This window comes from Klebsiella grimontii (genome assembly GCF_042137965.1).
GTDB lineage: Bacteria > Pseudomonadota > Gammaproteobacteria > Enterobacterales > Enterobacteriaceae > Klebsiella > Klebsiella grimontii.
Window position 1 is genome coordinate 1,102,044 of sequence record NZ_CP169721.1, and the last position, 24,324, is coordinate 1,126,367.

At 54.5% G+C, this 24,324-nt stretch carries 20 protein-coding genes, 1 pseudogene and 1 CRISPR repeat array; of the genes and pseudogenes, 18 read left to right on the top strand and 3 right to left on the bottom strand.

The annotated features are described in order from the left end of the window. Nucleotides 1-24: 24 nt before the first annotated feature. The gene (locus ACE3MN_RS05325; RefSeq protein WP_004137295.1) at nucleotides 25-1,134 is read right to left on the bottom strand and encodes an SDR family oxidoreductase; all 1,110 of its coding nucleotides are present in this window, start codon (nucleotides 1,132-1,134) and stop codon (nucleotides 25-27) included. A gap of 459 nt (nucleotides 1,135-1,593) precedes the next feature. Here ACE3MN_RS05325 and queE point away from each other — a divergent pair, with 459 nt between their 5' ends. Next, the gene (queE, locus tag ACE3MN_RS05330; protein WP_004124321.1) at nucleotides 1,594-2,265 is read left to right on the top strand and encodes a 7-carboxy-7-deazaguanine synthase QueE; all 672 of its coding nucleotides are present in this window, start codon (nucleotides 1,594-1,596) and stop codon (nucleotides 2,263-2,265) included. Between the two features lie 56 nt (nucleotides 2,266-2,321). Here the strand turns inward: queE and queD are convergent, their stop codons facing one another. Beyond that, nucleotides 2,322-2,684: a 6-carboxytetrahydropterin synthase QueD gene (gene queD, locus ACE3MN_RS05335; RefSeq protein ID WP_102650033.1), complete on the bottom strand. Its 363-nt coding sequence runs from the start codon at nucleotides 2,682-2,684 to the stop codon at nucleotides 2,322-2,324. Between the two features lie 436 nt (nucleotides 2,685-3,120). On the opposite strand from queD, the gene cysJ reads away from it, so the two are divergent. The 11 genes and pseudogenes from cysJ to cas2e all read left to right on the top strand — a co-directional run bounded on the left by cysJ (nucleotide 3,121) and on the right by cas2e (nucleotide 16,104). Next, nucleotides 3,121-4,920, top strand: coding sequence for an NADPH-dependent assimilatory sulfite reductase flavoprotein subunit (cysJ, locus tag ACE3MN_RS05340; protein ID WP_375364287.1), 1,800 nt, complete (start codon nucleotides 3,121-3,123; stop codon nucleotides 4,918-4,920). Continuing rightward, a complete protein-coding gene (gene cysI, locus ACE3MN_RS05345) occupies nucleotides 4,920-6,632 on the top strand; it encodes an assimilatory sulfite reductase (NADPH) hemoprotein subunit (RefSeq protein ID WP_004137301.1) in 1,713 nt (570 codons plus the stop codon). Before cysJ ends, cysI begins: the two co-directional genes overlap by 1 nt. A 99-nt stretch (nucleotides 6,633-6,731) precedes the next feature. Further along, the gene (gene cysH / locus ACE3MN_RS05350; RefSeq protein ID WP_024358494.1) at nucleotides 6,732-7,466 is read left to right on the top strand and encodes a phosphoadenosine phosphosulfate reductase; all 735 of its coding nucleotides are present in this window, start codon (nucleotides 6,732-6,734) and stop codon (nucleotides 7,464-7,466) included. A 189-nt stretch (nucleotides 7,467-7,655) separates the two neighbouring features. Then, entirely contained in the window at nucleotides 7,656-10,316 is a 2,661-nt protein-coding gene (locus ACE3MN_RS05355) for a CRISPR-associated helicase/endonuclease Cas3 (protein WP_064410879.1), read from the top strand. 11 nt (nucleotides 10,317-10,327) lie between these two features. Further along, nucleotides 10,328-11,884, top strand: a complete 1,557-nt coding sequence (casA, locus tag ACE3MN_RS05360) for a type I-E CRISPR-associated protein Cse1/CasA (RefSeq protein WP_102650031.1) — start codon at nucleotides 10,328-10,330, stop codon at nucleotides 11,882-11,884. Then, entirely contained in the window at nucleotides 11,881-12,432 is a 552-nt protein-coding gene (gene casB / locus ACE3MN_RS05365) for a type I-E CRISPR-associated protein Cse2/CasB (RefSeq protein WP_004137309.1), read from the top strand. Before casA ends, casB begins: the two co-directional genes overlap by 4 nt. 14 nt (nucleotides 12,433-12,446) lie before the next feature. Next, the gene (gene cas7e, locus ACE3MN_RS05370; RefSeq protein ID WP_064410881.1) at nucleotides 12,447-13,505 is read left to right on the top strand and encodes a type I-E CRISPR-associated protein Cas7/Cse4/CasC; all 1,059 of its coding nucleotides are present in this window, start codon (nucleotides 12,447-12,449) and stop codon (nucleotides 13,503-13,505) included. Between the two features lie 9 nt (nucleotides 13,506-13,514). Beyond that, nucleotides 13,515-14,261 carry a type I-E CRISPR-associated protein Cas5/CasD gene (gene cas5e / locus ACE3MN_RS05375; RefSeq protein ID WP_102650030.1) on the top strand — a complete coding sequence of 249 codons (747 nt, stop codon included), beginning with the start codon at nucleotides 13,515-13,517 and terminating at the stop codon, nucleotides 14,259-14,261. Beyond that, on the top strand, nucleotides 14,243-14,893 hold the full coding sequence (gene cas6e, locus ACE3MN_RS05380; protein ID WP_064410882.1) for a type I-E CRISPR-associated protein Cas6/Cse3/CasE: 651 nt from the start codon (nucleotides 14,243-14,245) through the stop codon (nucleotides 14,891-14,893). Before cas5e ends, cas6e begins: the two co-directional genes overlap by 19 nt. Further along, nucleotides 14,890-15,811 (top strand): annotated as a pseudogene (gene cas1e, locus ACE3MN_RS05385) (type I-E CRISPR-associated endonuclease Cas1e). The gene cas6e and the pseudogene cas1e overlap by 4 nt, the downstream one beginning before the upstream one ends. Continuing rightward, the gene (gene cas2e / locus ACE3MN_RS05390) at nucleotides 15,811-16,104 is read left to right on the top strand and encodes a type I-E CRISPR-associated endoribonuclease Cas2e (RefSeq protein ID WP_004137319.1); all 294 of its coding nucleotides are present in this window, start codon (nucleotides 15,811-15,813) and stop codon (nucleotides 16,102-16,104) included. Before cas1e ends, cas2e begins: the two are co-directional and overlap by 1 nt. Before the next feature lie 98 nt (nucleotides 16,105-16,202). Continuing rightward, nucleotides 16,203-17,454: direct repeats of the CRISPR family, unit length 29 nt; unit sequence GTGTTCCCCGCGCTAGCGGGGATAAACCG. Between the two features lie 359 nt (nucleotides 17,455-17,813). Here the strand turns inward: cas2e and ACE3MN_RS05395 are convergent. Then, nucleotides 17,814-18,869 carry an aminopeptidase gene (locus ACE3MN_RS05395; protein WP_004137323.1) on the bottom strand — a complete coding sequence of 352 codons (1,056 nt, stop codon included), beginning with the start codon at nucleotides 18,867-18,869 and terminating at the stop codon, nucleotides 17,814-17,816. 246 nt (nucleotides 18,870-19,115) lie between these two features. Here ACE3MN_RS05395 and cysG point away from each other — a divergent pair, with 246 nt between their 5' ends. The 6 genes from cysG (at nucleotide 19,116) to ftsB (ending at nucleotide 24,319) form a co-directional block, all read left to right on the top strand. Beyond that, a complete protein-coding gene (gene cysG / locus ACE3MN_RS05400) occupies nucleotides 19,116-20,522 on the top strand; it encodes a siroheme synthase CysG (protein WP_180971298.1) in 1,407 nt (468 codons plus the stop codon). Nucleotides 20,523-20,531: 9 nt separating this feature from the next. Next, the gene (gene cysD / locus ACE3MN_RS05405) at nucleotides 20,532-21,440 is read left to right on the top strand and encodes a sulfate adenylyltransferase subunit CysD (RefSeq protein WP_004104981.1); all 909 of its coding nucleotides are present in this window, start codon (nucleotides 20,532-20,534) and stop codon (nucleotides 21,438-21,440) included. Between the two features lie 9 nt (nucleotides 21,441-21,449). Next, nucleotides 21,450-22,877, top strand: a complete 1,428-nt coding sequence (cysN, locus tag ACE3MN_RS05410; RefSeq protein ID WP_004137327.1) for a sulfate adenylyltransferase subunit CysN — start codon at nucleotides 21,450-21,452, stop codon at nucleotides 22,875-22,877. Beyond that, on the top strand, nucleotides 22,877-23,482 hold the full coding sequence (gene cysC / locus ACE3MN_RS05415; protein ID WP_004124289.1) for an adenylyl-sulfate kinase: 606 nt from the start codon (nucleotides 22,877-22,879) through the stop codon (nucleotides 23,480-23,482). The genes cysN and cysC overlap by 1 nt, the downstream gene beginning before the upstream one ends. A 53-nt stretch (nucleotides 23,483-23,535) precedes the next feature. Next, nucleotides 23,536-23,862 carry a DUF3561 family protein gene (locus ACE3MN_RS05420; protein ID WP_004137329.1) on the top strand — a complete coding sequence of 109 codons (327 nt, stop codon included), beginning with the start codon at nucleotides 23,536-23,538 and terminating at the stop codon, nucleotides 23,860-23,862. A gap of 139 nt (nucleotides 23,863-24,001) precedes the next feature. After that, entirely contained in the window at nucleotides 24,002-24,319 is a 318-nt protein-coding gene (gene ftsB, locus ACE3MN_RS05425) for a cell division protein FtsB (protein ID WP_004124270.1), read from the top strand. Nucleotides 24,320-24,324 lie beyond the last annotated feature (5 nt).

Genomic DNA, 24,324 nt, shown 5'->3' on the forward strand with positions numbered 1-24,324 from the left:
TTTTTTTTGCCCCGAAACCGGTAACTACTTAAAATCTACCGCCATTTGCTGCGGAATAGAAAGCCCGCGCGTGGTTTGTACGCAGCGGTCAATGTAATCGGTAAAGCGCGGCGGTTTCGGCATGCCCATGCTGAGCAGCTTGTCGTTGCTGAACCGCACGTTGAGCGTGGCGAAGGCGCCGTACAGACGCATGGCCTTTAGCATCAGCCGCTCGTTGCAGGGGCCAAAAATAGTCTTCAGCTCACGGCGCATTTTGACCAGCGTTTCATAGCTGACCTGCGCGTATTTATCGCCGACCGGCGCCTGTTCGAGGGCGGAGGCCATCGCGTTATCGATATCCGCAAACCTTACGCTGTTTTCCTCTCCCGCTGAAATATGCACCACCTCTCCGCGCGCCAGCGGGCTGATAAGCAGCATCATCAGGGCGTCGGCGCAATAATCGACGGGGATCACGTCGATGCGGTCTTCCATTGAACACATAAATTTTTGCAGCATCAGCCCCATGCTGAACACCCAGAAGATGCTGCTGGAGGGCTGACAGCCGTGATGAGTGTGGCCAACAACAATCGAGGGGCGGGCGATCGCCAGCGGTAGCGTCGGGCATTCCTGCCGCATAAGACGTTCAATTGTTGATTTAGAGTGCGTGTACTCGACCAGATGCTCGGCGCGTTCACGGAACGCCGTGCTTTCCGCTACCAGCGAATCGGGGTCTGGTGAGCAGGACATCGCGGTGCCCACGTGCAGAAAGCGCTGAAGGCCGCTGACCTGAGCCATCCGCCGGGCAAACTGCAGCGTACCTTCGACGTTGACTTTCCAGATAAGCGGATTGTTACCAAATGAGGCGACGGCGGCGCAGTTGAGCACGTGGGTGACCTGATTCAGGCGCGGATCCTGGAGAAAAGGCTGCGGATTGGCCAGATCGCCCAGCAGGATGTTGTGGGGCGTCAGGGCCGTTAATCTCGCTTCGCTAATATTGAATTTTCGCAGGTTATCCTTAATCCGTTCTACGGCGGCTACACTATTATCAGCACGAACTAACAGTAATAGATTAGGCGCATTCATTTTATTAAGAATGCTTTCTAACACTGCTCCACCCAGAAACCCGGTCGCGCCAGTAATTAATAATGTATTCATGAATGCAGTCTCAGTAGTATTGGTTGACTGGATTCTAGGCGCGGAAAATTAAACGGATATTCAATGGGGGATGAACATAACGTGCGGTTTATTAAGGTTATTTTAAGGAAAAGCGTCGCCGTGGATCGAATTTGACCCCGAGCTCATCCCATAAATTCATTATTTCATGTATCCATTTGTACATCGTTGAAATTTATTATTTTTAATTTGGATTTTTTATTTTTAGCGTTCAGGATTATACATGTTTTGTTACACCAAAAATTTTAGCCATGCCGCTTAATAGTCGCCTGATGATTATCAGGCTAATTAAAAAACCGTCGCTGAATAATATTATCTGTCCGTCGCCAGAGGAGTATCGTCCTGGCGTATTTTTAATCAATCACGCGGTGCAGCGCGGGACAAGATCTGCGCGGGCAAATCTGCGATAATGCGCGCTCACAACCCTAAGCAGAGATGATTATGCAGTACCCGATTAACGAGATGTTCCAGACCTTGCAAGGCGAAGGTTACTTCACCGGCGTTCCCGCCATTTTTATTCGTTTACAGGGATGCCCGGTTGGTTGCGCCTGGTGCGATACCAAACATACCTGGGATAAGCTTGCCGATCGGGAAGTGTCGCTGTTCAGCATACTGGCGAAAACTAAAGAGAGCGATAAATGGGGCCCGGCAAGCAGCGAAGATCTGCTGGCCATCATCGGGCGTCAGGGCTGGACGGCCCGCCACGTGGTCATTACCGGCGGCGAGCCCTGTATTCATGATTTAACGCCGTTAACTTCTTTACTGGAGCAAAACGGATTTAGCTGCCAGATAGAAACCAGCGGCACCCATGAAGTTCGCTGCACGCCTCATACCTGGGTGACGGTGTCGCCAAAGGTGAACATGCGCGGCGGCTATGATGTGCTCTCGCAGGCGCTACAGCGGGCTGATGAAATTAAACATCCGGTTGGACGCGTGCGCGATATCGAAGCGTTGGATGAACTGCTGGCAACGCTGGCTGATGAAAAGCCGCGCATTATCGCCCTTCAGCCGATTAGCCAGAAAGATGACGCGACGCGCCTGTGCATTGAAACCTGTATCGCCCGCAACTGGCGCTTATCGATGCAGACGCATAAATATCTGAATATCGCGTGATATAAAAAACCCTGATAGCGCAAGGCTACCAGGGTTTTCTTCAGCGAAAGGCGCTCTCACTCGCCGCGATAGACGCAGCCCGCGGTGCAGGTTTCTTTGATCATCACCGCGCTCAGCAGCGGAACCCGCGGTTTCATCTGCTCCCAGAGCCATTTGGCCAGCACTTCGCTGGTCGGATTGGACAGCCCCGGAATATCGTTCAGATAGTAATGGTCGAGGCGATCGTAGGTGGGTTTAAACGCGGCCTTCAGCTCGGCAAAATCCATGATCCACCCGGTATGGGGATCGACTTCACCGGTAATCTCCAGGCGCACCATAAATGAATGGCCGTGCAGACGACCGCATTTATGGCCTTCCGGCACGTGCGGCAGGTGGTGAGCGGCTTCGAAGGTGAAATCTTTAAACAGCGTGGTGGACATCTTTTATTCTCAATATGGCAAAAAACCGCCGTAGGGTACCGGAAAGCACCTTTTTTCGCATTAACTAAAACGGCCCTGAACACAAAATAGACGTATTGATCCAACTTATACAAATTAAGTGCTTATATTTCATGTGCTTATTTAATCGATTTTGTTGTTAATAACTATAACTAAAACAGGTTAGTTCATTTGGTTATTTGTTATTTCCATCCCTTATTTAGTTGTTACTATTTGCACCGTTAACCTACCAACTCGTCATACTTCGAGCCGCATGTGCGTTGGCAATACTCGGCCACTTACTTCGGTAAGTTCCCGGGGATGCGCTGTGTCGCCGCCAGCCTGCAACTCGAATTATTTAGAGTAAATACATTTTCTTCTGTTTTATCGCGCTGACAGGGCGTGAATCACAGCTTTGCTTACTGGAATATAACGACGCATGACGACACAGGCCCCACCTTCCAATTTGCTACCGCTGAGTCCGGAGCAAATGGCGCGCCTTCAGGCGGCCACGACCGACTTCACGCCCACCCAGCTGGCCTGGGTTTCTGGTTACTTCTGGGGCGCGCTGAATCAGCAGCCCGGCGCGGAGGCTGTCGCGCCAGCCCAGGCGGCGGAAGTTCCGTCCATCACCCTGATTTCGGCATCGCAAACCGGCAACGCCCGCCGCGTGGCTGAAGCGCTGCGCGACGATCTGCAGGCCGCGCAGCTGAACGTGAAGCTGGTTAACGCAGGCGACTATAAATTCAAACAAATTGCCTCCGAAAAGCTGCTGGTCATGGTGACGTCGACGCAGGGCGAAGGTGAGCCGCCGGAAGAAGCCGTTGCGCTGCATAAGTTCCTGTTTTCGAAGAAAGCGCCGAAGCTGACCGATACCGCATTTGCCGTGTTTGGCCTCGGCGATACCTCCTATGAATTCTTCTGCCAGTCCGGCAAAGATTTTGACAACAAGCTGGCCGAACTGGGCGGCGAACGCCTGCTCGACCGCGTTGACGCGGATGTCGAGTATCAGGCCGCCGCCGCCGAATGGCGCGCTCGGGTGGTTGAGGTACTGAAAGCGCGCGCGCCTGCCGCTGCGCCGTCTCAGCTGCTCGCCAGCGGGTCGGTGAACGAGATCCACACCAGCCCCTATAGCAAAGAAGCGCCGCTGACCGCGACGCTGGCGGTGAATCAAAAAATCACTGGCCGCGATTCTGAAAAAGACGTGCGCCATATTGAAATCGACCTCGGCGACTCTGGCCTGCGCTATCAGCCGGGCGATGCGCTGGGCGTCTGGTACCAGAACGATCCGGCTCTGGTGAAAGAGCTGGTGGAGCTGCTGTGGCTGACGGGCGCGGAACCGGTCACGGTTGACGGCAAAACGCTGCCGCTCGCCGAAGCGCTGGAGTGGCACTTCGAGCTGACGGTTAACACCGGCAACATCGTGGAGAACTACGCCACCTTAACCCGCAGCGAGTCTCTGCTGCCGCTGGTGGGCGATAAGGCGCAGCTCCAGCATTACGCCGCGACCACGCCGATTGTCGATATGGTGCGTTTCTCCCCGGCGCAGATGGATGCTCAGGCGCTGGTCGACCTGCTGCGTCCGCTGACGCCGCGCCTGTACTCTATCGCCTCTTCGCAGGCGGAAGTGGAAAGCGAAGTCCACGTCACCGTTGGCGTGGTGCGTTATGACATCGAAGGCCGCGCCCGCGCCGGCGGCGCCTCCAGCTTCCTGGCTGACCGCGTCGAAGAAGATGGCGAAGTGCGCATCTTTATCGAGCATAACGATAACTTCCGTCTGCCCGCTAACCCTCAGACGCCGGTTATCATGATTGGCCCCGGCACCGGCATCGCGCCGTTCCGCGCCTTTATGCAGCAGCGCGCGGCGGAAGGCGCGGAAGGCAAGAACTGGCTGTTCTTCGGCAACCCGCACTTTACCGAAGATTTCCTCTATCAGGTGGAGTGGCAGAGCTACGTCAAAGAAGGCGTGCTGAGCCGCATCGACCTGGCCTGGTCCCGCGATCAACAACAAAAAGTCTACGTTCAGGACAAGCTGCGCGAGCAGGGGGCCGAACTGTGGCGCTGGATTAACGACGGCGCCCATATTTATGTCTGCGGCGATGCCAATCGTATGGCAAAAGACGTTGAGCAGACCCTACTGGAAGTGATTGCCGAATACGGCGCGATGGACGCCGAAGCGGCGGACGAATTTTTAAGTGAGCTGCGCGTTGAGCGCCGTTATCAGCGAGATGTCTACTAATGAGCGAAAAACATCCAGGCCCGCTGGTGGTCGAAGGTAAACTGACTGACGCCGAGCGCATGAAGCTCGAAAGCAACTACCTGCGCGGCACCATTGCGGAAGATTTGAACGACGGCCTGACCGGCGGTTTTAAAGGCGATAACTTTCTGCTGATCCGTTTCCACGGTATGTATCAGCAGGATGACCGCGATATCCGCGCCGAGCGCGCGGCGCAGAAGCTGGAGCCGCGTCACGCGATGCTGCTGCGCTGCCGCCTGCCGGGCGGGGTGATCACCACTAAACAGTGGCAGGCGATCGATAAATTCGCCGGCGATAACACCATTTACGGCAGCATCCGTCTGACCAACCGTCAGACCTTCCAGTTCCACGGCATTCTGAAGAAGAACGTCAAGCCGGTGCACCAGATGCTGCATTCGGTGGGGCTGGACGCGCTGGCGACCGCCAACGATATGAACCGTAACGTGCTGTGTACTTCTAACCCGTACGAGTCTCAGCTGCATGCTGAAGCCTACGAATGGGCGAAGAAGATCTCCGAGCACCTGCTGCCGCGCACGCGCGCTTATGCCGAAATTTGGCTGGATCAGAAGAAAGTCGCCACCACTGATGAAGAACCGATCCTCGGCCAGACCTACCTGCCGCGTAAGTTCAAAACCACCGTGGTGATCCCGCCGCAGAACGATATCGATCTGCACGCGAACGATATGAACTTCGTGGCCATCGCTGAAAACGGCAAGCTGGTGGGCTTTAACCTGCTGGTTGGCGGCGGTTTATCGATTGAGCACGGAAATAAGAAAACCTACGCCCGTACGGCGAGCGAGTTTGGCTATCTGCCGGTGGAGCACACCCTGGCGGTGGCAGAAGCGGTGGTGACGACCCAGCGTGACTGGGGTAACCGTACCGATCGTAAAAACGCGAAAACCAAATACACCCTCGAACGCGTGGGGGTTGAGACCTTTAAGGCGGAAGTGGAGCGTCGGGCGGGCATCAAGTTTGAGCCGATCCGTCCGTACGAGTTCACCGGCCGCGGCGATCGTATCGGCTGGGTGAAGGGTATCGACAATAACTGGCACCTGACGCTGTTTATTGAAAATGGTCGTATTCTTGATTATCCGGGGCGTCCGCTGAAAACCGGCCTGCTGAAGATCGCGAAGATCCACAAAGGCGAATTCCGCATTACGGCGAATCAGAACCTGATCGTTGCCAGCGTACCGGAAGATCAGAAGGCGAAGATCGAGAAGCTGGCGCGCGATCATGGTCTGATGAACGCCGTTACGCCGCAGCGCGAAAACTCGATGGCCTGCGTGTCGTTCCCGACCTGTCCGCTGGCGATGGCGGAGGCCGAGCGTTTCCTGCCGTCGTTTACCGATAAAGTCGAGGCGGTGATGAGCAAACATGGCGTTGGCGACGAGCATATCGTCACCCGCGTCACCGGCTGCCCGAACGGCTGCGGCCGGGCGATGTTGGCGGAAGTGGGGCTGGTCGGTAAGGCGCCGGGCCGCTACAACCTGCACCTGGGCGGCAACCGCAGCGGGACGCGTATTCCGCGTATGTATCGGGAAAATATTACCGAGTCGGAAATCCTCGACTCGATCGACGAACTGGTAGGGCGCTGGGCGAAAGAGCGCGAAGCGGGTGAAGGCTTCGGCGACTTTACGGTGCGTGCGGGCATCATTCGCCCGGTGCTCGACCCAGCCCGTGATTTCTGGGAATAAACATCCAGCTGCCCGGTGGCGTTTCGCTTACCGGGGCTGTGGGTTTTGTAGGCCGGGCAAACGCAGTATCGCCCGGCGAAACAGACAAACGAGGTCCTTATGTCCATACTCGATCTAAACGCGCTGAACGCATTACCGAAGGTCGATCGTGTTTTGCAGCTGGCGGAAACCAATAGCCAGTTGGAAAAGCTGAGCGCGGAAGCGCGCGTCGCGTGGGCGCTGGAAAACCTGCCGGGCGAATACGTGCTCTCCTCAAGCTTTGGTATCCAGGCGGCGGTGAGCCTGCATCTGGTCAATCAGGTGCGTCCGGATATTCCGGTCATTCTGACCGATACCGGCTATCTGTTCCCGGAAACCTACCAGTTTATCGACGAGTTAACGGACAAACTCAATCTGAACCTGAAGGTCTATCGGGCGAAGGAGAGCGCTGCATGGCAGGAGGCGCGCTACGGTAAGCTGTGGGAGCAGGGCGTTGAGGGCATTGAAAAATATAATGACATCAACAAAGTCGAGCCGATGAACCGGGCGCTGCAGGAGCTGAACGCGCAAACCTGGTTTGCGGGTCTGCGCCGCGAGCAGTCCGGCAGCCGCGCCCACTTACCGGTGCTGGCGATCCAGCGCGGCGTGTTTAAGGTGCTGCCGATCATCGACTGGGATAATCGTACCGTCTATCAGTATCTGCAAAAGCACGGCCTGAAGTATCACCCGCTGTGGGATCAGGGCTATTTGTCGGTAGGGGATACCCACACCACCCGTAAATGGGAGCCGGGGATGGCGGAGGAAGAAACGCGCTTCTTTGGCCTGAAAAGAGAGTGCGGACTGCACGAAGGTTGAGATGAGTCCCGGCGCTGCCGGGATTTTTTCCTGAATTGTTAATTATTGATGTCTTTATAATTATTAATAATTGATATTATTATCAATTCCATCGCAAAGATAAAATATTTTTGATGTAAATCACATCTCTTATTTGGCAGTGTGATAATACTTGAATAAATATGCCTGCTAAATGGAATAATATAGAGAATGTTCAATTATTGGGGGAAATCCCTGCGCGGAGATGATGATGGCGGTGATGATTATCACTTGCTATGTTGGCATTCTCTGGATGTTGCCGCTGTAGGTTATTGGATGGTGCAGGATAATATCCATAGTATTAATGATTATCTTAATAAACTGGGGCTTCATCATAGAGAACAGGCGGCACAATTTTTTGCATGGCTATTATGCTGGCATGATATTGGAAAGTTTGCCCACTCTTTTCAGCAGCTTTATCGTCATGAAGAGTTAAATGCGCAGGACGAATATATAAAACATTATGAAGCCATCCCGCATGCGACTCTGGGATATTGGCTCTGGAATGCTTTTTTAAGCGAGTGCTCTGAACTTTTTCCTGAATCCTCTCTTTCTGCCCGTAAGTTAAAGCGCGCCATTGCGCTTTGGATGCCCCTTACGACAGGCCATCATGGTCGACCGCCTTCTTCAGTAACAGAACTAAAAAATTTTCGTCAGCAGGATAAAGAAGCGGCTCGTGATTTTCTTATCAGGGTTAAATCATTATTTCCACTGATTGAGGTTCCTGATTTTTGGGATGATGATGACGGTATTGCGCTTTTTAAACATCTCTCATGGTTTATTTCCGCTGCGATAGTACTGGCTGACTGGGTCGGTTCTTCAATCCGGTATTTCCCTCGAATCGCTAAACCAATGGGCGTCGAGGAATACTGGCAGCAGCATGCGCTGGTTAAAGCGAAAGTAGCTATAACCGTTTTCCCTCCTTCCTCTGGCGTTGCCCCTTTTTCCGGAATAAAAGCGTTATTCCCTTTTATTCAACAGCCAACACCTTTGCAGAAAAAAGCGCTTGAACTGGATATTGATAAAGAAGGTCCACAATTATTTATTCTTGAAGATGTGACTGGCGCTGGAAAAACGGAGGCCGCGTTGATTTTGACGCATCGTCTGATGGCTACTGGAAAGGCGCAGGGGCTCTATTTTGGTCTGCCGACGATGGCGACGGCGAATGCCATGTTCGATCGTATGTCGGAGAGCTGGCTGGCGCTGTATCAACCGGGTTCTCGGCCAAGTCTTGTCCTGGCTCATAGCGCGCGTGGATTAATGGATCGTTTCACGCAGTCTCTCTGGTCGGGAGATTTATCAGGTTCAGAAGAGCCTGACGATCTTCTGCCTTCCAGCCAGGGGTGTGCCGCCTGGTTTGCCGACAGTAATAAAAAAGCGCTGTTAGCTGAAGTGGGCGTTGGTACGCTTGATCAGGCAATGATGGCGGTGATGCCGTTTAAACACAGTAATTTACGGATGCTGGGGCTGAGCCATAAAATTCTGTTGGCGGATGAAATTCACGCCTATGACAGCTACATGTCGCGGATCCTTGAGTGCCTGGTTGAGAAGCAGGCAAGCGATGGCAATACCACGATTCTGCTTTCCGCCACGCTATCACAGCAGCAACGGGACAGGCTGGTTGCTGCTTTTGCTAAGGGCGCACAGGGGCGGGTAGAAGCACCGTTATTAGGCCATGACGATTATCCCTGGCTCACGCAGGTGACCGGTTCGAAGGTGGTTTCTCAATATGTGGAGACCCGTAAAGAAGTTGAGCGCAGCGTCAAAGTTAACTGGACGCACGGCGAACAGGAGTGTCTTGAACGCATTGAGCAAGCGATAGGCCAGGGAAAATGTATTGCATGGATACGCAACTCCGTTGATGACGCAATTCGTATTTATCGCCAGCTTCTAACCCGAGGCGTTGTACCTTCCGAAAGCCTCTTGTTATTCCATAGCCGTTTCGCCTTTTACGATCGTCAGCGCATTGAAAACCGGGCGCTGGCGCAGTTTGGTAAACAAGGTGTTGCGAAGCGTTGCGGACAGGTTCTGATTGCCACACAGGTCATTGAGCAAAGTCTGGATATCGATGTCGATGAAATGATCTCTGATTTAGCGCCAGTGGATTTGTTGATTCAGCGAGCCGGTCGTTTACAGCGCCATATCCGCGATCGTAATGGCTTATTGAAAGCTTCTGGAAGAGACGAACGTAACCCGCCAGAGCTGCTGATCTTCGCCCCAGAATGGGATGACGAACCGCAAGAGGATTGGTTCTCAAACGCTATGCGCAACAGCGCCTACGTCTACCCCGATCATGGGCGCCTGTGGCTAACCCAGCGTGTGCTGCGCGAACAAGGGGAAATTCGAATGCCGCAGTCAGCCCGATTGCTGATTGAGTCTGTCTATGGCGAAGAAGTTGATATGCCACCGGGGTTCGTGAAGACGGAGCAGTTGCAGGAGGGGAAATTCTACTGTGACCGGGCATTTGCTAAGCAAAACATTATCAACTTTGCGCCGGGCTACAGCCCTGAATGCAGTGATTATCTGCCAGAGAAACTTTCGACGCGTCTGGCCGAAGAGTCGGTTTCATTGTGGTTGGCGAAAATTGTCGATGGAGCAGTTATGCCTTATGCCCCAGGAGAGCACGCCTGGGAAATGAGTGCGCTGCGGGTACGTCAGGGCTGGTGGGATAAGCACCGTGGAGATTTCGTTCTGCTTGACGGTAAGCGACTCCAGCAGTGGTGCGCGGAGCAGCATCAGAATCAGGAGTTTGCCTTAGTAATTGTAGTATCGGATCTGGAAACGTGCGGCTATTCAGCGCATGAAGGGTTGATTGGAAAGATGGAGGTATAGCAGATACTCGCATGGATAGTTTCTCACTTTTGACTACCCCCTGGCTCCCCGTACGTTTAAAAGACGGTTCTACGGGCAAGCTGGCGCCGGTTAATCTGGCGGATGAAAACGTGGTGGATATCGCCGCCGCGCGGGCGGATTTACAGGGCGCGGCCTGGCAATTTCTGCTGGGTTTATTGCAGTGCAGCATGGCGCCGAAAAATCATTCTCGCTGGGAAGATGTCTGGTTCGAAGGGCTAAGCGCAGATGTGCTTCAGCGAGCGCTGGAACCGCTGGAGCCTGCGTTCCAGTTTGGCGCTGATACGCCCTCTTTTATGCAGGATTTCGAAGCATTAACCGGAGAAAAAGTCTCTATTGCGTCATTGTTGCCGGAAACCCCAGGCGCACAAACCATTAAACTTAATAAAGACCACTTTGTTAAGCGCGGCATCACGGAGCGATTTTGTCCGCACTGCGCGGCGCTGGTGTTATTCTCGTTACAGCTTAATGCGCCATCGGGCGGCAAAGGTTATCGCACCGGGCTGCGCGGCGGCGGGCCGATGACCACGCTTATAGAATTACAGGAACATAAGGGTGAGCGGCAAACGCCGCTGTGGCGCAAGCTGTGGCTCAACGTTATGCCGCAGGATAGCGCCGGAATGCCTGTGTCTGAAAGGTATGATGAAACCATATTCCCCTGGCTTGCCCCTACCCATAGCAGTGAACTGGCAAGTGCTGTCACCACGCCGGAGCAGGTGAATCCGCTCCAGGCCTATTGGGGAATGCCGCGACGCATTAGCCTTGATTTTAATACTATCCATTCAGGCCGCTGCGATCTCTGTGAAACCGAAAGTGATGAGCTGCTTAGCGGTATGACCGTGAAGAACTATGGCGTTAACTACGCGGGATGGATTCATCCGCTGACACCTTACCGCCTGCCTCTGAAAGAAGGCAGTGAGCGTTATTCCGTTAAGCCGCAGCCCGGCGGGCTTATCTGGCGCGACTGGCTGGGGTTAAATCAGAAAGGAGCTTCGGAAAATAACACTGAATATCCAGCGTTAGTCGTTACAACATCCAGCGCGCGTAGCCTCAAAGACGTAAAAGTTGGGCTGTGGGGTTTTGGCTATGATTTCGACAATATGAAAGCCCGCTGCTGGTATGAACATCACTTCCCATTGCTATTAACCGAAAATATTATCCCCGAACTACGCACGGCGGCACTAACGGCATCGCGCAACCTTAGCCTGCTGCGCAGCGCGTTAAAAGAGGCCTGGTATTCCGATGCCAAGGGCGCGCGCGGCGACTTCAGCTTTATTGATATCGACTTCTGGCATCTGTCGCAGGAACGCTTTCTTGAGCTTATTCGCGATCTTGAAAACGGCCTGAACGCAGACGAAAGGCTGAACCGGTGGCAAACGAATATCTGGCTGTTTACCCGCAGCTACTTTGATGACCATGTTTTTACCAACCCTTATGAGGGCGTCGATCTCAAACGCATCATGCTGGCGCGTAAAAAATATTTCACCAAATCGGCGGAGAAGCAGAGCGCGAAAGCCGCCAAAGCGAAAAAGCAGGAGGCTGCTGAATGAGTATTGTGAAGGACGACCATAGGGCCACGCTGCGCAGATGGCACAAAGATTTACAGGAAAAACGCGGCCTGCGTGCCAGCCTGCGGCGCAGCAAAACGGTCAATGAAGCCTGCCTGTCGGAAGGATTTCGTTCATTGCTGATGCAGACTCACACGTTATGGAAAGTCGAAGGGCAACAGTGGCGTTTTACCGCGCTGGCGATAACCGCGTCGCTGGCCGCACACGTTAAATCTATCGATGAACGGCAGAAATTTGCCACGCAGCTAGGCCAGACGACGGGCAATAACCAGGTCATGTCCGAACTGCGTTTTTCCCGGCTGTCTGCGGTAAAAACGCCTGATGAGCTACTACGTCAGCTACTCCGTGCCGTTCGGCTGCTTAACGGCGCGGTGAACTTTCCCTCACTGGCGGACGATGTCTTCCACTGGTGTCGTGAATACGACGAACTGCTTAATCATACCCGCCGCCAGCAGCGGCCGACTGAATTTATCCGTATCCGCTGGGCGCTGGAATATTACCAGGCCGGTGAAGCTAACAACGACGATTAGTAAGGGACTATCAGATGACCACATTTATTCAGCTGCATTTACTCACCGCTTATCCAGCCGCCAACCTGAACCGCGACGACACCGGTTCACCGAAAACTGTGGTGCTTGGCGGTGCGACGCGTCTGCGCGTTTCTTCGCAAAGCCTGAAGCGCGCATGGCGGACCTCCGAACTTTTTGAACAGGCGCTGTCCGGAAATATCGGTATCCGTAGCGGACGTATTGCTCGTGAAGCGGCGAAGATCCTTATTGAAAAAGGTATTGATGAGAAAAAGACCATCGAGTGGGCGGCAAAAATTGCGGATTACTTAGGTAAGGCAAAAGCAGATAAAAAAGCAAAAGATCCGCTGACCAACACCGAGACCGAACAACTGGTGCATATCAGTCCGGCTGAGTTTGATGCGGTCATGGCCCTGACGCACCGTCTGGCGGAAGTAAAGCGTGCGCCAAACGAAGACGAGCTGGATTTATTGCGTCACGATCGTATGGCTGTCGATATTGCCATGTTTGGCCGCATGCTGGCCAATAAACCGGAATTCAATGTTGAAGCTGCCTGCCAGGTTGCGCACGCCTTCGGCGTTAGTGAAACGATTGTGGAAGATGACTTCTTTACCGCTGTTGATGATCTCCGGAAGACTTCGCTAGAGGATGCCGGTGCCGGACACCTCGGCGAAGCCGGATTTGGCTCGGCGCTGTTTTATACCTATATCTGCATCGACAAAGATCTGCTGGTGAAAAATCTGAACGGTAATGAGGAACTGGTGAACAAAACGCTACGTGCCTTTACTGAGGCAGCGCTGAAAGTCTCGCCAACCGGTAAGCAAAACAGCTTCGCCAGCCGCGCCTATGCGTCCTGGGCGCTGGCGGAAAAAGGCACCGATCAACCGCGTTCGCTGGCCGCGGCATTTTACAATCCGATCAACGGCACCAATCAGCTGGATGCTGCGGTAAAACGCATTACTGAACTGCGTGAAAATATGAATACCGTTTACGAACAGCAGACATCATGTGTCGATTTTGACGTTATGAAAAAGAAGGGAAGTATCAAAGACGTACTGGACTTTATCTGCGCGTAAGGGGCGGCTATGAGCCAATATTTGGTTTTTCAGCTACATGGGCCGATGGCCTCCTGGGGCGTTGATGCGCCCGGCGAAGTGCGCCATAGCCACGAGCTACCCTCGCGTTCGGCACTGCTAGGTTTCCTGGCAGCAGCACTGGGTATCCGGCGCGATGAAGAAGCTCGCTTGAACGCGTTCAATCAGCATTACTCTTTTCTGCTGTGCGCCAGTCAGGAACCGCGCTGGGCGCGAGACTATCACACGGTCCAGATGCCGAAAGAAGTGCGTAAAGCCCGTTATTTCTGTCGTCGTGAAGAGTTGAGCGATCCAGAACTGCTCAGCGCGCTGATCTCGCGGCGGGACTATTACACTGATGCCTGGTGGATGGTGGCGCTTACGCAAACGACGGATGCGCCTTATTCGCTGGAACAACTGCGGGATGCATTACAGCACCCTGTTTTTCCTCTGTATCTGGGGCGAAAAAGTCACTCGCTGGCTTTGCCACTTGCGCCGTTGTTGCTGGAGGGTGCCGCACCGGATGTGTTGAACGAGGCGTATCGACAGTATCGGGAAAAGTTCAACAAGATAAATATCCGACTAGCAGAACTGCAACCTGAGTGCTGGTGGGAAGGCGAGCATGTCGGTCTGAATGCTAATAAAGTCTTACGTCGTCGTGACAGCCCGATGAGCCGCAAGCACTGGACGTTTGGCGAGCGTACCGTTAATCAAGGGCCGCTGCTCATCAAGGAGGAACCGTGTACCTTGCAAAAATAACGCTGCATACCAGCCAGCTATTACCATCACAGCTATTACAACTGGTGGATCGCGGTGAATATGCGATGCACCAGTGGCTCTGGGAGTTATTTCCAGAAGGGCCGGAGCGGCAGTTTCTTTATCGCCGGGAGGAGCTTCAGGGGGCGTTTCGTTTCTTTGTTCTTTCCCTTGAGCCTCCCGCTGAAAGTGAGATTTTTGATATTCAGTATCGACCATTTGCACCAACGTTGATCGCAGGACAGACCCTGTGTTTTAGCCTGCGTGCTAACCCAACGATTTGTAAAGGCGGTAAACGTCACGATCTATTGATGGAGGCGAAGCGCCAGGTAAGGGGGCAGGTTAATGGCCCGGATATCTGGCTGCATCAGCAGCAGGCGGCGCAGGGCTGGCTGGCGCGTCAGGGGGAGCAAAATGGGTTTTCACTGCGTGAAGTGAATGTTGATGCCTATCGGCAACAGCAGGTTGTGCGGGTGAAATCGCGCCAGATGATCCAGTTCAGTAGCGTGGATTACTCCGGCGTGCTGGTGGTTAACGAACCCACGTTATTCCTGCAACGTTTGATTCAGGGATACGGGAAAAGCCGGGCGTTTGGCTGTGGGTTAATGTTGATTAAACCCGGAGATGACGAGTGACATTTGTTCCGCTAAGCCCAATCCCATTGAAAGACCGTACGTCGATGATTTTTCTCCAGTATGGCCAGGTAGACGTACTCGATGGCGCGTTTGTGTTGATCGATAAGACGGGGATACGTACTCATATTCCGGTTGGGTCTGTAGCATTGCATAATGCTGGAACCGGGAACGCGGGTTTCTCATGCTGCGGTACGCCTGGCATCGACGGTTGGTACGTTACTGGTATGGGGGGGGGAAGCGGGAGTACGCGTTTACTCTTCCGGCCAGCCCGGCGGGGCGCGTGCTGATAAACTTCTTTATCAGGCGAAGCTAGCGTTGGATGATGATTTACGTCTGAAAGTAGTGAGAAAAATGTATGAGCTGCGGTTTCGGGAACCCCCTCCAGCGCGACGTTCTGTTGAGCAACTGCGCGGTATTGAAGGGGCCCGCGTCCGTCAGACTTACTTGTTATTGGCTAAACAGTACGGCGTGAAGTGGCATGGGCGTAATTATGATCCTAAAGACTGGGAAAAGGGTGATGTAGTTAACCGGTGCATCAGCGCGGCGACTTCTTGTCTTTACGGAATATCAGAAGCAGCGGTGCTGGCGGCTGGCTACGCGCCTGCGATTGGTTTTATACATAGCGGCAAACCTCTTTCATTTGTTTATGACATCGCGGACATCATCAAATTTGAAGCCGTCGTTCCTAAGGCATTTGAAATTGCCGCTCGCGCACCGGCTGAACCCGATCGAGAAGTTAGACTGGCCTGCCGTGATATTTTCCGTGGTACTAAGCTGACTGGAAAACTCATTCCTTTGATTGAGGACGTGCTAGCTGCTGGTGAGATTGAGCCGCCTCAGCCAGCGCCAGATATGTTGCCGCCGGCGATACCAGAGCCACAGCGACTCGGCGACGGCGGGCATCGGGGGCATGGCTGATGAGTATGGTAGTTGTTGTTACGGAAAACGTGCCGCCGCGCCTGCGAGGACGGCTTGCCATATGGTTGTTAGAGATTAGGGCTGGCGTCTACGTCGGCGATGTTTCAAAACGTGTGCGGGAGATGATTTGGCAACAGATTACGCAATTAGGCGGCGCTGGAAATGTTGTTATGGCCTGGGCGACGAATACAGAGTCCGGTTTTGAGTTTCAAACTTGGGGAGAAAATCGACGTAGTCCGGTAGATTTGGACGGCCTGAGATTGGTTTCTTTCCTTCCCATTGAAAATCAGTAAGTTATAAGTTCTTTAATAAAAAGGAATTGTAGAACATAAGTTGGTAAATTGTTGCTCTCTGAAAATTGTAATAGAAAACAAATATATATATTTAGAGTGTGTTCCCCGCGCTAGCGGGGATAAAGACGCCGCAGACGGGCGGGACGTGTCTGTCGCTGTGTGTTCCCCGCGCTAGCGGGGATAAAGTTTAACGTGCTGGCCAGCCAGCCGGCAGATTTGTGTGTTCCCCGCGCTAGCGGGGATAAACGTGTAAACGAACTATAAATACCAATTCCGCCAGGTGTGTTCCCCGCGCTAGCGGGGATAAACGGGATACGGGCCTTCTTTCCGGCATCACAAATCGTGTGTTCCCCGCGCTAGCGGGGATAAACCGCTATGACGTCATCCTGACTCCAGGCAGGTTGGGTGTTCCCCGCGCTAGCGGGGATAAACCGGAAATTCCGGTCCGTCGCGCGCGCAATATCGCGTGTTCCCCGCGCTAGCGGGGATAAACCGCGAATAAACCGGATCCTTTTCGCCCTGCGTCAGTGTTCCCCGCGTTAGCGGGGATAAACCGGCTCGCTAATCAGATAATCCCGCACCTGTCCGGTGTTCCCCGCGCTAGCGGGGATAAACTGAGTTCAAATCCTTTATGGAGGCGATAGGGACGGTGTTCCCCGCGCTAGCGGGGATAAACCGTGCGCCAGCATACCTGGGACGCACAGACAAACGTGTTCCCCGCGCTAGCGGGGATAAACCGCCAGCCCACGAAGTGATTATTTACGCCTATTAGTGTTCCCCGCGCTAGCGGGGATAAACCGCAGATAGACGATAGAACCATCACTGCGGGTGAGTGTTCCCCGCGCTAGCGGGGATAAACCGTCTTCAACCATGGGTAGCCTCTTTGCGTAAAGGTGTTCCCCGCGCTAGCGGGGATAAACCGGTGTCAGGCAACAGGCATCCTGCAAGCGCTGGTGTGTTCCCCGCGCTAGCGGGGATAAACCGGTGATATTGTGATTGCCGCGGTGGACGGGGAAGTGTTCCCCGCGCTAGCGGGGATAAACCGATAACGAGGGCTGGAGTTCTGACGACGGTGGCGTGTTCCCCGCGCTAGCGGGGATAAACCGCAGCTTTCCAGAATGTAAACGAGACTGTTTACGTGTTCCCCGCGCTAGCGGGGATAAACCGCGTCTGGGGAATATCATCAGCATTAATTTGGTGTGTTCCCCGCGCTAGCGGGGATAAACCGCCAGTAGCGTTTGAGTTTAAGTGTGTACCCTAGTGTTCCCCGCGCTAGCGGGGATAAACCGCTCCCGCTGGACGCTTCGACATGTCTGCAAATGTGTTGCCCGCGTCAGCGGGGGTTAACCGGTTTTTTCCCATACGCGCTCCGCATTCAGGGAATGTTCCCCGCGCCGCCATTCTTATTATCCTGTACTTTATTTTTTTACGTCATTATTTAGTGTGGCAAAGTCCAGTTCCAGTCAATACTTGCCAAAATTTTTGGCTCATGGGAACAGTGCGCCGTTTTTAACATAGCGCTTATACAGACGTTTTACCGATGCTGGGTTCTGAGCCCAAATCCAACCCGTCGTGCCAGACGCGCTGCCAGATATGAACCTGGTTGTCGGTGATGGACCGCGCGCTGGCAGCCAGTAGTAGAAACAACGGTATTAAAAAGCGAAAACGCATCATGGCGACAGTCCTTGTTGCCAGATTTTATCGTTAGTCTATTTTGAGGTGGGCTTCTTCTCCGCCTTCGCCAGCTCTTTCACCAGCGGCAGCATCACTTTCATCACATCGCGTCCGCGATGCTCAATCCGCCCCGGCAGCGCTTTATCAATATACTGCAGGTTATCCAACTGAAGGTTGTGCCAACTGGTGCCGTCCGGAAAGCTGCGTGATTTGCCCCGCTGCTGATAACCGTCTTTCTTGCCCAATGACCAGTTGGTCGCTTCCACCGACAGTACCGGGATCCCGGCGTTATCGAAAACGCTGGCGTCGTTACAGCAGCCGGTGCCTTTCGGGAAGTCCCGGTTTAGCCCTGGATTGATGAAGGCCGCGATGCCGTGGCTGCGGGCGATAAACAGCGCCCGGTCGCGGGTGAGCTTGCGCACCGACGCTGGCGTGCTGCGGCCGCTATTAAAGTACAGCTTATCGCCCACGACCAGATTATCGAGATTAATCACCAGCAGGGTGTTTTTCTTTTCCGCATCGCTCATGCGCTTAAGCAGATTCTGTGCCCCCAGCCGGCCTTCTTCTTCGCCGCTGGTGGCAACGAAGCGAATACCGTAACGGGTGGGAACGTTCTTTAACTGTTCAGCAAGTTCCAGCATGACGCCCAACCCCATCGCGTTATCGTCGATCCCCTGTAGGGTCAGGCCGCCGAGGTTATTTTCAACATCTTTATCGCTCTGCGGCGCGTAGGTATCCAGGTGCGCCATGATAATGATCTGCTGGCGAGATTGGCCTTCATGAGCGGCGATCACCGTACTGCCGGTGACGTTATGCCAGTTTTTACGCTGACTGCTATCGGTATAGACGTAGCGGGTATTGAAGCTGCGCACATCGCTCTGATAACCCATCTGGGCGAACTGCTGGCGGAGGTAATCGGCTGATAGCATCTCGGCCGGCGTACCGGTCATTCTTCCGGGAAAAAAGGTGGCGATATGACGAGCCTGGGCATTGGCGGTTTCGCCCGGGGCGCTGAATGCCGGGGCGGCGGAGAAGACAAATCCTGCGCCCAACGCCAGGGGGAGCAGGCGACGGCACAATGCGGAAAACATAGGGGGTCCTTTAGCACTTAAAACAATTTCACCCGCGTAGTATGAAACTGTGACCGGGGTTAAACAATTTCAATCGCTCTTAAATGGTGGAAAAACCGCGTGTTAAGCACTTTTTGATATTTGCTTTCCCAGGTCGTTATTCTTTTGAGTAACAACTCATTCCATTTCGTAATTTCATTTGCTCTAAACCGCACCCTATAGTCGCTCTATTGCTGATTGTAAGAGAGTTGTTGCGCAGTGGAATACTTGCCGATATTTGCCGAAGTGAAAGACAGACCTGTGCTGGTGATCGGCGGCGGCGAGATAGCCGCGCGTAAGATTACGTTTTTGCTGCGCGCTGAAGCGAAGGTGCACATTGTCGCCGAAACGTTGATGCCGGAACTTGCCGAAAAGGTCGAGCGCGAGGAAATTCAGTGGCGGGCAACCGTTTTTGAAGAGCAGCAGCTTGATGACGTATTTCTGGTGATTGCCGCCACCGAAGATGACGAGCTGAACCAACGCGTTTACGTCGCGGCGAACGCGCGTTATCGGCTGGTCAACGTCGTGGATAATCAAGCGCTGTGCTCGTTTGTCTTTCCATCAATTGTCGATCGCTCTCCGCTGCTGGTGGCCATCTCTTCCAGCGGCAAAGCGCCGGTGCTGTCGCGGATTTTGCGCGAAAAAATCGAAGCCCTGCTGCCCACCAATCTGGGGCGGCTGGCTGAAACGGCGAGCTACTGGCGTCACCATATTAAAACCCATCTGAAAACCACCGCCGAACGCCGCCGCTTTTGGGAGCGCGTGTTTACCGGTCGTTTTGCCAGCCTGATGCTGGCGGGCAACAAAGCCGAAGCGGAAAAAGCGCTGGAAGATGAACTTCGGCAGCCGGAAAAGCGCCCCGGTGAAATTATTCTTGTCGGAGCAGGGCCGGGCGATGCCGGATTGCTGACTCTGCGCGGCCTGCAGGCCCTTCAGCAGGCGGACGTGGTGTTTTACGACAACCTGGTCACCCCGGAGGTGCGCGAACTGGTGCGCCGGGACGCGGAGACAATCTGCGTCGGTAAAAGCGCCTCCGGCATATCCGTACCGCAGCAGGAGATCAACCGTCTGCTGGTGGACGCAGCGAAAGAGGGCAAAACGGTGATTCGCCTGAAGGGCGGTGACCCGTTTATTTTTGGCCGCGGCGGCGAAGAGCTGCAGGCCGCGGCCGAAGCGGGCATTCCGTTTCAGGTCGTCCCGGGCGTGACGGCGGCGGCGGGCGCAACGGCCTATGCCGGAATTCCGTTGACGCATCGTGATTATGCCCAGAGCGCAACCTTTATTACTGGCCACTTCGGCGCGGAAAACTCGCCGCTCGACTGGGCGCGGCTGGCGCAAAGCGGCCAGACCCTGGCGATTTATATGGGCAGCCTGAAAGCGGCGGAAATCAGCGCGCAGCTGATTGCCAACGGCCGCGAGGGCGATACCCCGGTAGCGGTGATCTCGCGCGGCACCTGCGCCGATCAGCAAACGAAGACCGGCACATTACAACAGCTTGAAAGCCTGGCGAAAGACGCCCCGATGCCCGCCCTGATCGTGGTAGGAGACGTGGTGCAATTACATCAACAGCTCGCCTGGTATCAACACACCTCATCCTCAGAGGCCTTTAAGGCTTCTGTAGTAAATCTGGCTTAAGGAACGGTTATGGACCAAAAACGACTCACTCACCTGCGGCAACTGGAGGCGGAAAGCATCCATATCATTCGTGAGGTGGCCGCCGAATTCTCTAACCCGGTGATGATGTACTCCATCGGTAAAGACTCCAGCGTGATGCTGCATCTGGCGCGTAAAGCGTTTTATCCGGGCACCTTGCCGTTCCCGCTGCTGCACGTCGATACCGGCTGGAAATTCCGCGAAATGTATGAGTTCCGTGACCGTACCGCTAAAGCCTACGGCTGCGAGCTGCTGGTGCATAAAAACCCGGAAGGGGTGGCGATGGGGATTAACCCGTTCGTTCACGGCAGCGCCAAGCATACCGATATCATGAAAACCGAAGGTCTCAAGCAGGCGCTGAACAAATACGGCTTCGATGCCGCGTTTGGCGGCGCGCGTCGCGATGAAGAGAAATCCCGCGCCAAAGAGCGTATTTACTCCTTCCGCGACCGCTTCCACCGCTGGGACCCGAAAAACCAGCGCCCGGAGCTATGGCACAACTATAACGGCCAGATTAACAAGGGCGAAAGCATCCGCGTCTTCCCGCTCTCCAACTGGACCGAGCTGGATATCTGGCAGTACATCTATCTGGAAAATATTGAAATTGTTCCGCTGTACCTGGCGGCAGAACGTCCGGTGCTGGAGCGCGACGGGATGCTGATGATGATCGATGACGATCGCATCAATTTACAGCCCGGCGAGATGATCAAAAAACAAATGGTACGCTTTCGCACCCTCGGCTGCTGGCCGCTGACCGGCGCGGTGGAGTCCAACGCGCAAACGCTGCCGGAGATTATCGAAGAGATGCTGGTGTCGACCACCAGCGAACGACAGGGGCGCGTGATTGACCGCGACCAGGCAGGCTCCATGGAGCTGAAGAAACGTCAGGGTTATTTCTAAGGAGCCGCCATGAACACCACAATTGCACAACAAATTGCCAATGAAGGCGGCGTAGAAGCCTACCTGCACGCCCAGCAGCACAAAAGCTTGCTGCGCTTTCTGACCTGCGGCAGCGTCGATGACGGTAAAAGTACGCTGATTGGCCGGCTGCTGCACGATACCCGCCAGATTTATGAAGATCAGCTCTCCTCGCTGCATAATGACAGCAAACGTCACGGCACGCAGGGCGAAAAACTCGATCTGGCGCTGCTGGTGGACGGTCTGCAGGCTGAGCGCGAGCAGGGGATTACCATCGACGTCGCCTACCGTTACTTCTCTACTGAGAAGCGCAAATTTATTATCGCCGACACCCCGGGACACGAGCAGTACACCCGTAATATGGCGACCGGCGCGTCCACCTGCGACCTGGCGATCCTGCTGATCGACGCCCGCAAAGGCGTGCTCGATCAGACTCGCCGCCACAGCTTTATCTCGACGCTGCTGGGGATCAAACACCTGGTGGTGGCGGTGAACAAAATGGACCTCGTCGATTTTAGCGAAGAGACTTTTAACACTATTCGTGAAGCGTATCTGACCTTTGCTGAACAGCTGCCAGGCGATCTCGACATTCGCTTTGTCCCGCTCTCCGCGCTGGAAGGGGACAACGTCGCCAGCCAGAGCGAGAAAATGCCGTGGTACAGCGGCCCGACGCTGCTGGAAGTGCTGGAAACCGTTGAGATTCAGCGCGTGGTGGAAAGCCAGCCGCTGCGCTTTCCGGTGCAGTACGTTAACCGCCCTAATCTCGACTTCCGCGGGTTTTCCGGGACGGTTGCCGCCGGCCGCGTGAGCGTAGGACAGCGTCTGAAAGTGCTGCCGTCGGGGGTGGAATCCACCGTGGCGCGCATCGTCACCTTTGACGGCGACCTGCCGGAAGCGGCGGCCGGGGAGGCGATCACGCTCGTGCTGAAGGATGAAATTGATATCAGCCGCGGCGACCTGCTGGTGGACGCGGCGGTCTCTCTGCCTGCGGTACAAAGCGCCAGCGTTGATGTGGTATGGATGGCGGAGCAGGCGCTGGCGCCCGGCCAGAGCTACGACATTAAAATCGCTGGTAAGAAAACCCGCGCCCGCGTGGATGGCGTACGCTACCAGGTTGATATCAACAATCTGACCCAGCGCGAAGTAGAATCGCTGCCGCTCAACGGCATCGGACTGGTAGATCTGACTTTCGACGAGCCGCTGGTGCTGGATAAATACCAGGATAACCCGGTCACCGGGGGGCTTATCTTTATTGACCGTTTAACCAACGTTACCGTTGGCGCGGGCATGGTACGCGAGCCGAACGAACAGGCGCAGGCGGGCGCTTCCCAGTACAGCGCGTTTGAGCTTGAGCTGAATCAGCTTATTCGTAAGCACTTCCCGCACTGGGACGCTCGCGACCTGCTGGGAGGCAAGTAATGGCCCGGCATGACGAAAACGTTGTCTGGCATGCGCATCCTGTCACTCAGGAGCAGCGCGAACAGCATCACGGCCATCGCGGCGTGGTGCTGTGGTTCACCGGGCTTTCGGGCTCGGGGAAATCCACCGTTGCCGGCGCGCTGGAAGAGGCGCTGCATCGGCTCGGCGTGAGCACCTATTTGCTGGATGGCGATAACGTGCGTCACGGCCTGTGCAGCGATCTTGGCTTCAGCGACGACGACCGCAAAGAAAACATTCGCCGGGTGGGTGAAGTGGCGAAACTGATGGTGGATGCCGGACTGGTGGTATTGACCGCGTTTATCTCTCCGCATCGCGCAGAACGGCAGATGGTACGCGAGCGTTTAGGCGAAGGACGTTTTATCGAAGTCTTTGTCGATACGCCGCTGGCGATCTGCGAAGCGCGGGATCCGAAAGGCCTGTATAAGAAAGCGCGGGCCGGAGAGCTGCGCAACTTTACCGGAATAGATTCAGTGTATGAATCCCCGGAGCGCGCTGAAATTCACCTCGACGGTGAACAATTGGTAACAAATTTGGTGCACCAATTATTAGACCTGCTACGACAGAGCGATATTATCAGATCCTGAAACGGCAGCGGCATCATCACAGGATGCCGATCGCCAGGTCAACAGGATTCGATATGCGCAATACCCAGAACATCAGTATTATTCGTTCAGAACCGCCGCCGACAGTCAGCGACGAGACCACCTGGTCTCTGTCGGGCGCTGCCGTTGGCTTTATTTCATGGCTGCTGGCGCTGGGTATTCCCTTCCTGATCTATGGCAGTAATACGCTATTTGTCCTCCTCTATACCTGGCCGTTCTTTCTGGCATTAATGCCGGTTGCCGTCGTGGTTGGCATCGCGCTGCATTCGCTGATGGACGGAAAACTTCAATACAGCGTCTGCGCGACGATTTTGACCGTCGGACTGATGTTCGGTCTGCTGTTCCTCTGGCTACTGGGGTAGTCTTTTTACGAATGAATCTAGCCTGGGTATCAACGGTAAAAATGTGGTACAGTCCCCGCGTTACGCGGCGTCGTCCGCGCGCCAGAGTAGAGAACTCGGGCGAGTTATGGGATGATGATGCCGTTTTTCAGGGGGCAGGATGGGTAAACTAACGCTGCTGTTATTGGCTTTGCTGGTCTGGCTACAGTATTCGCTGTGGTTCGGCAAAAATGGCCTGCACGACTATAGCCGGGTTGATGACGATGTCTCCGCGCAGCAGGCAACTAACGCTAAATTAAAAGCACGCAACGATCAGCTGTTCGCCGAAATTGACGACCTCAACGGCGGTCAGGAAGCTATCGAAGAGCGCGCACGCAATGAACTCAGTATGACCCGCCCGGGCGAAACGTTTTATCGTCTGGTGCCGGATGCGTCAAAACGCAACCAGGCCGCGGGGCAACAGCAGAATAATCGATAAACAGG

Excerpts from the sequence above, each read along its gene's own strand:
- ACE3MN_RS05325 (WP_004137295.1), bottom strand. The coding sequence starts at position 1,134 with ATGAATACATTATTAATTACTGGCGCGACCGGGTTTCTGGGTGGAGCA.
- queE (WP_004124321.1), top strand. The coding sequence starts at position 1,594 with ATGCAGTACCCGATTAACGAGATGTTCCAGACCTTGCAAGGCGAAGGT.
- queD (WP_102650033.1), bottom strand. The coding sequence starts at position 2,684 with ATGTCCACCACGCTGTTTAAAGATTTCACCTTCGAAGCCGCTCACCAC.
- cysJ (WP_375364287.1), top strand. The coding sequence starts at position 3,121 with ATGACGACACAGGCCCCACCTTCCAATTTGCTACCGCTGAGTCCGGAG.
- cysI (WP_004137301.1), top strand. The coding sequence starts at position 4,920 with ATGAGCGAAAAACATCCAGGCCCGCTGGTGGTCGAAGGTAAACTGACT.
- cysH (WP_024358494.1), top strand. The coding sequence starts at position 6,732 with ATGTCCATACTCGATCTAAACGCGCTGAACGCATTACCGAAGGTCGAT.
- ACE3MN_RS05355 (WP_064410879.1), top strand. The coding sequence starts at position 7,656 with ATGTTCAATTATTGGGGGAAATCCCTGCGCGGAGATGATGATGGCGGT.
- casA (WP_102650031.1), top strand. The coding sequence starts at position 10,328 with ATGGATAGTTTCTCACTTTTGACTACCCCCTGGCTCCCCGTACGTTTA.
- casB (WP_004137309.1), top strand. The coding sequence starts at position 11,881 with ATGAGTATTGTGAAGGACGACCATAGGGCCACGCTGCGCAGATGGCAC.
- cas7e (WP_064410881.1), top strand. The coding sequence starts at position 12,447 with ATGACCACATTTATTCAGCTGCATTTACTCACCGCTTATCCAGCCGCC.
- cas5e (WP_102650030.1), top strand. The coding sequence starts at position 13,515 with ATGAGCCAATATTTGGTTTTTCAGCTACATGGGCCGATGGCCTCCTGG.
- cas2e (WP_004137319.1), top strand. The coding sequence starts at position 15,811 with ATGAGTATGGTAGTTGTTGTTACGGAAAACGTGCCGCCGCGCCTGCGA.
- ACE3MN_RS05395 (WP_004137323.1), bottom strand. The coding sequence starts at position 18,869 with ATGTTTTCCGCATTGTGCCGTCGCCTGCTCCCCCTGGCGTTGGGCGCA.
- cysD (WP_004104981.1), top strand. The coding sequence starts at position 20,532 with ATGGACCAAAAACGACTCACTCACCTGCGGCAACTGGAGGCGGAAAGC.
- cysN (WP_004137327.1), top strand. The coding sequence starts at position 21,450 with ATGAACACCACAATTGCACAACAAATTGCCAATGAAGGCGGCGTAGAA.
- cysC (WP_004124289.1), top strand. The coding sequence starts at position 22,877 with ATGGCCCGGCATGACGAAAACGTTGTCTGGCATGCGCATCCTGTCACT.
- ACE3MN_RS05420 (WP_004137329.1), top strand. The coding sequence starts at position 23,536 with ATGCGCAATACCCAGAACATCAGTATTATTCGTTCAGAACCGCCGCCG.
- ftsB (WP_004124270.1), top strand. The coding sequence starts at position 24,002 with ATGGGTAAACTAACGCTGCTGTTATTGGCTTTGCTGGTCTGGCTACAG.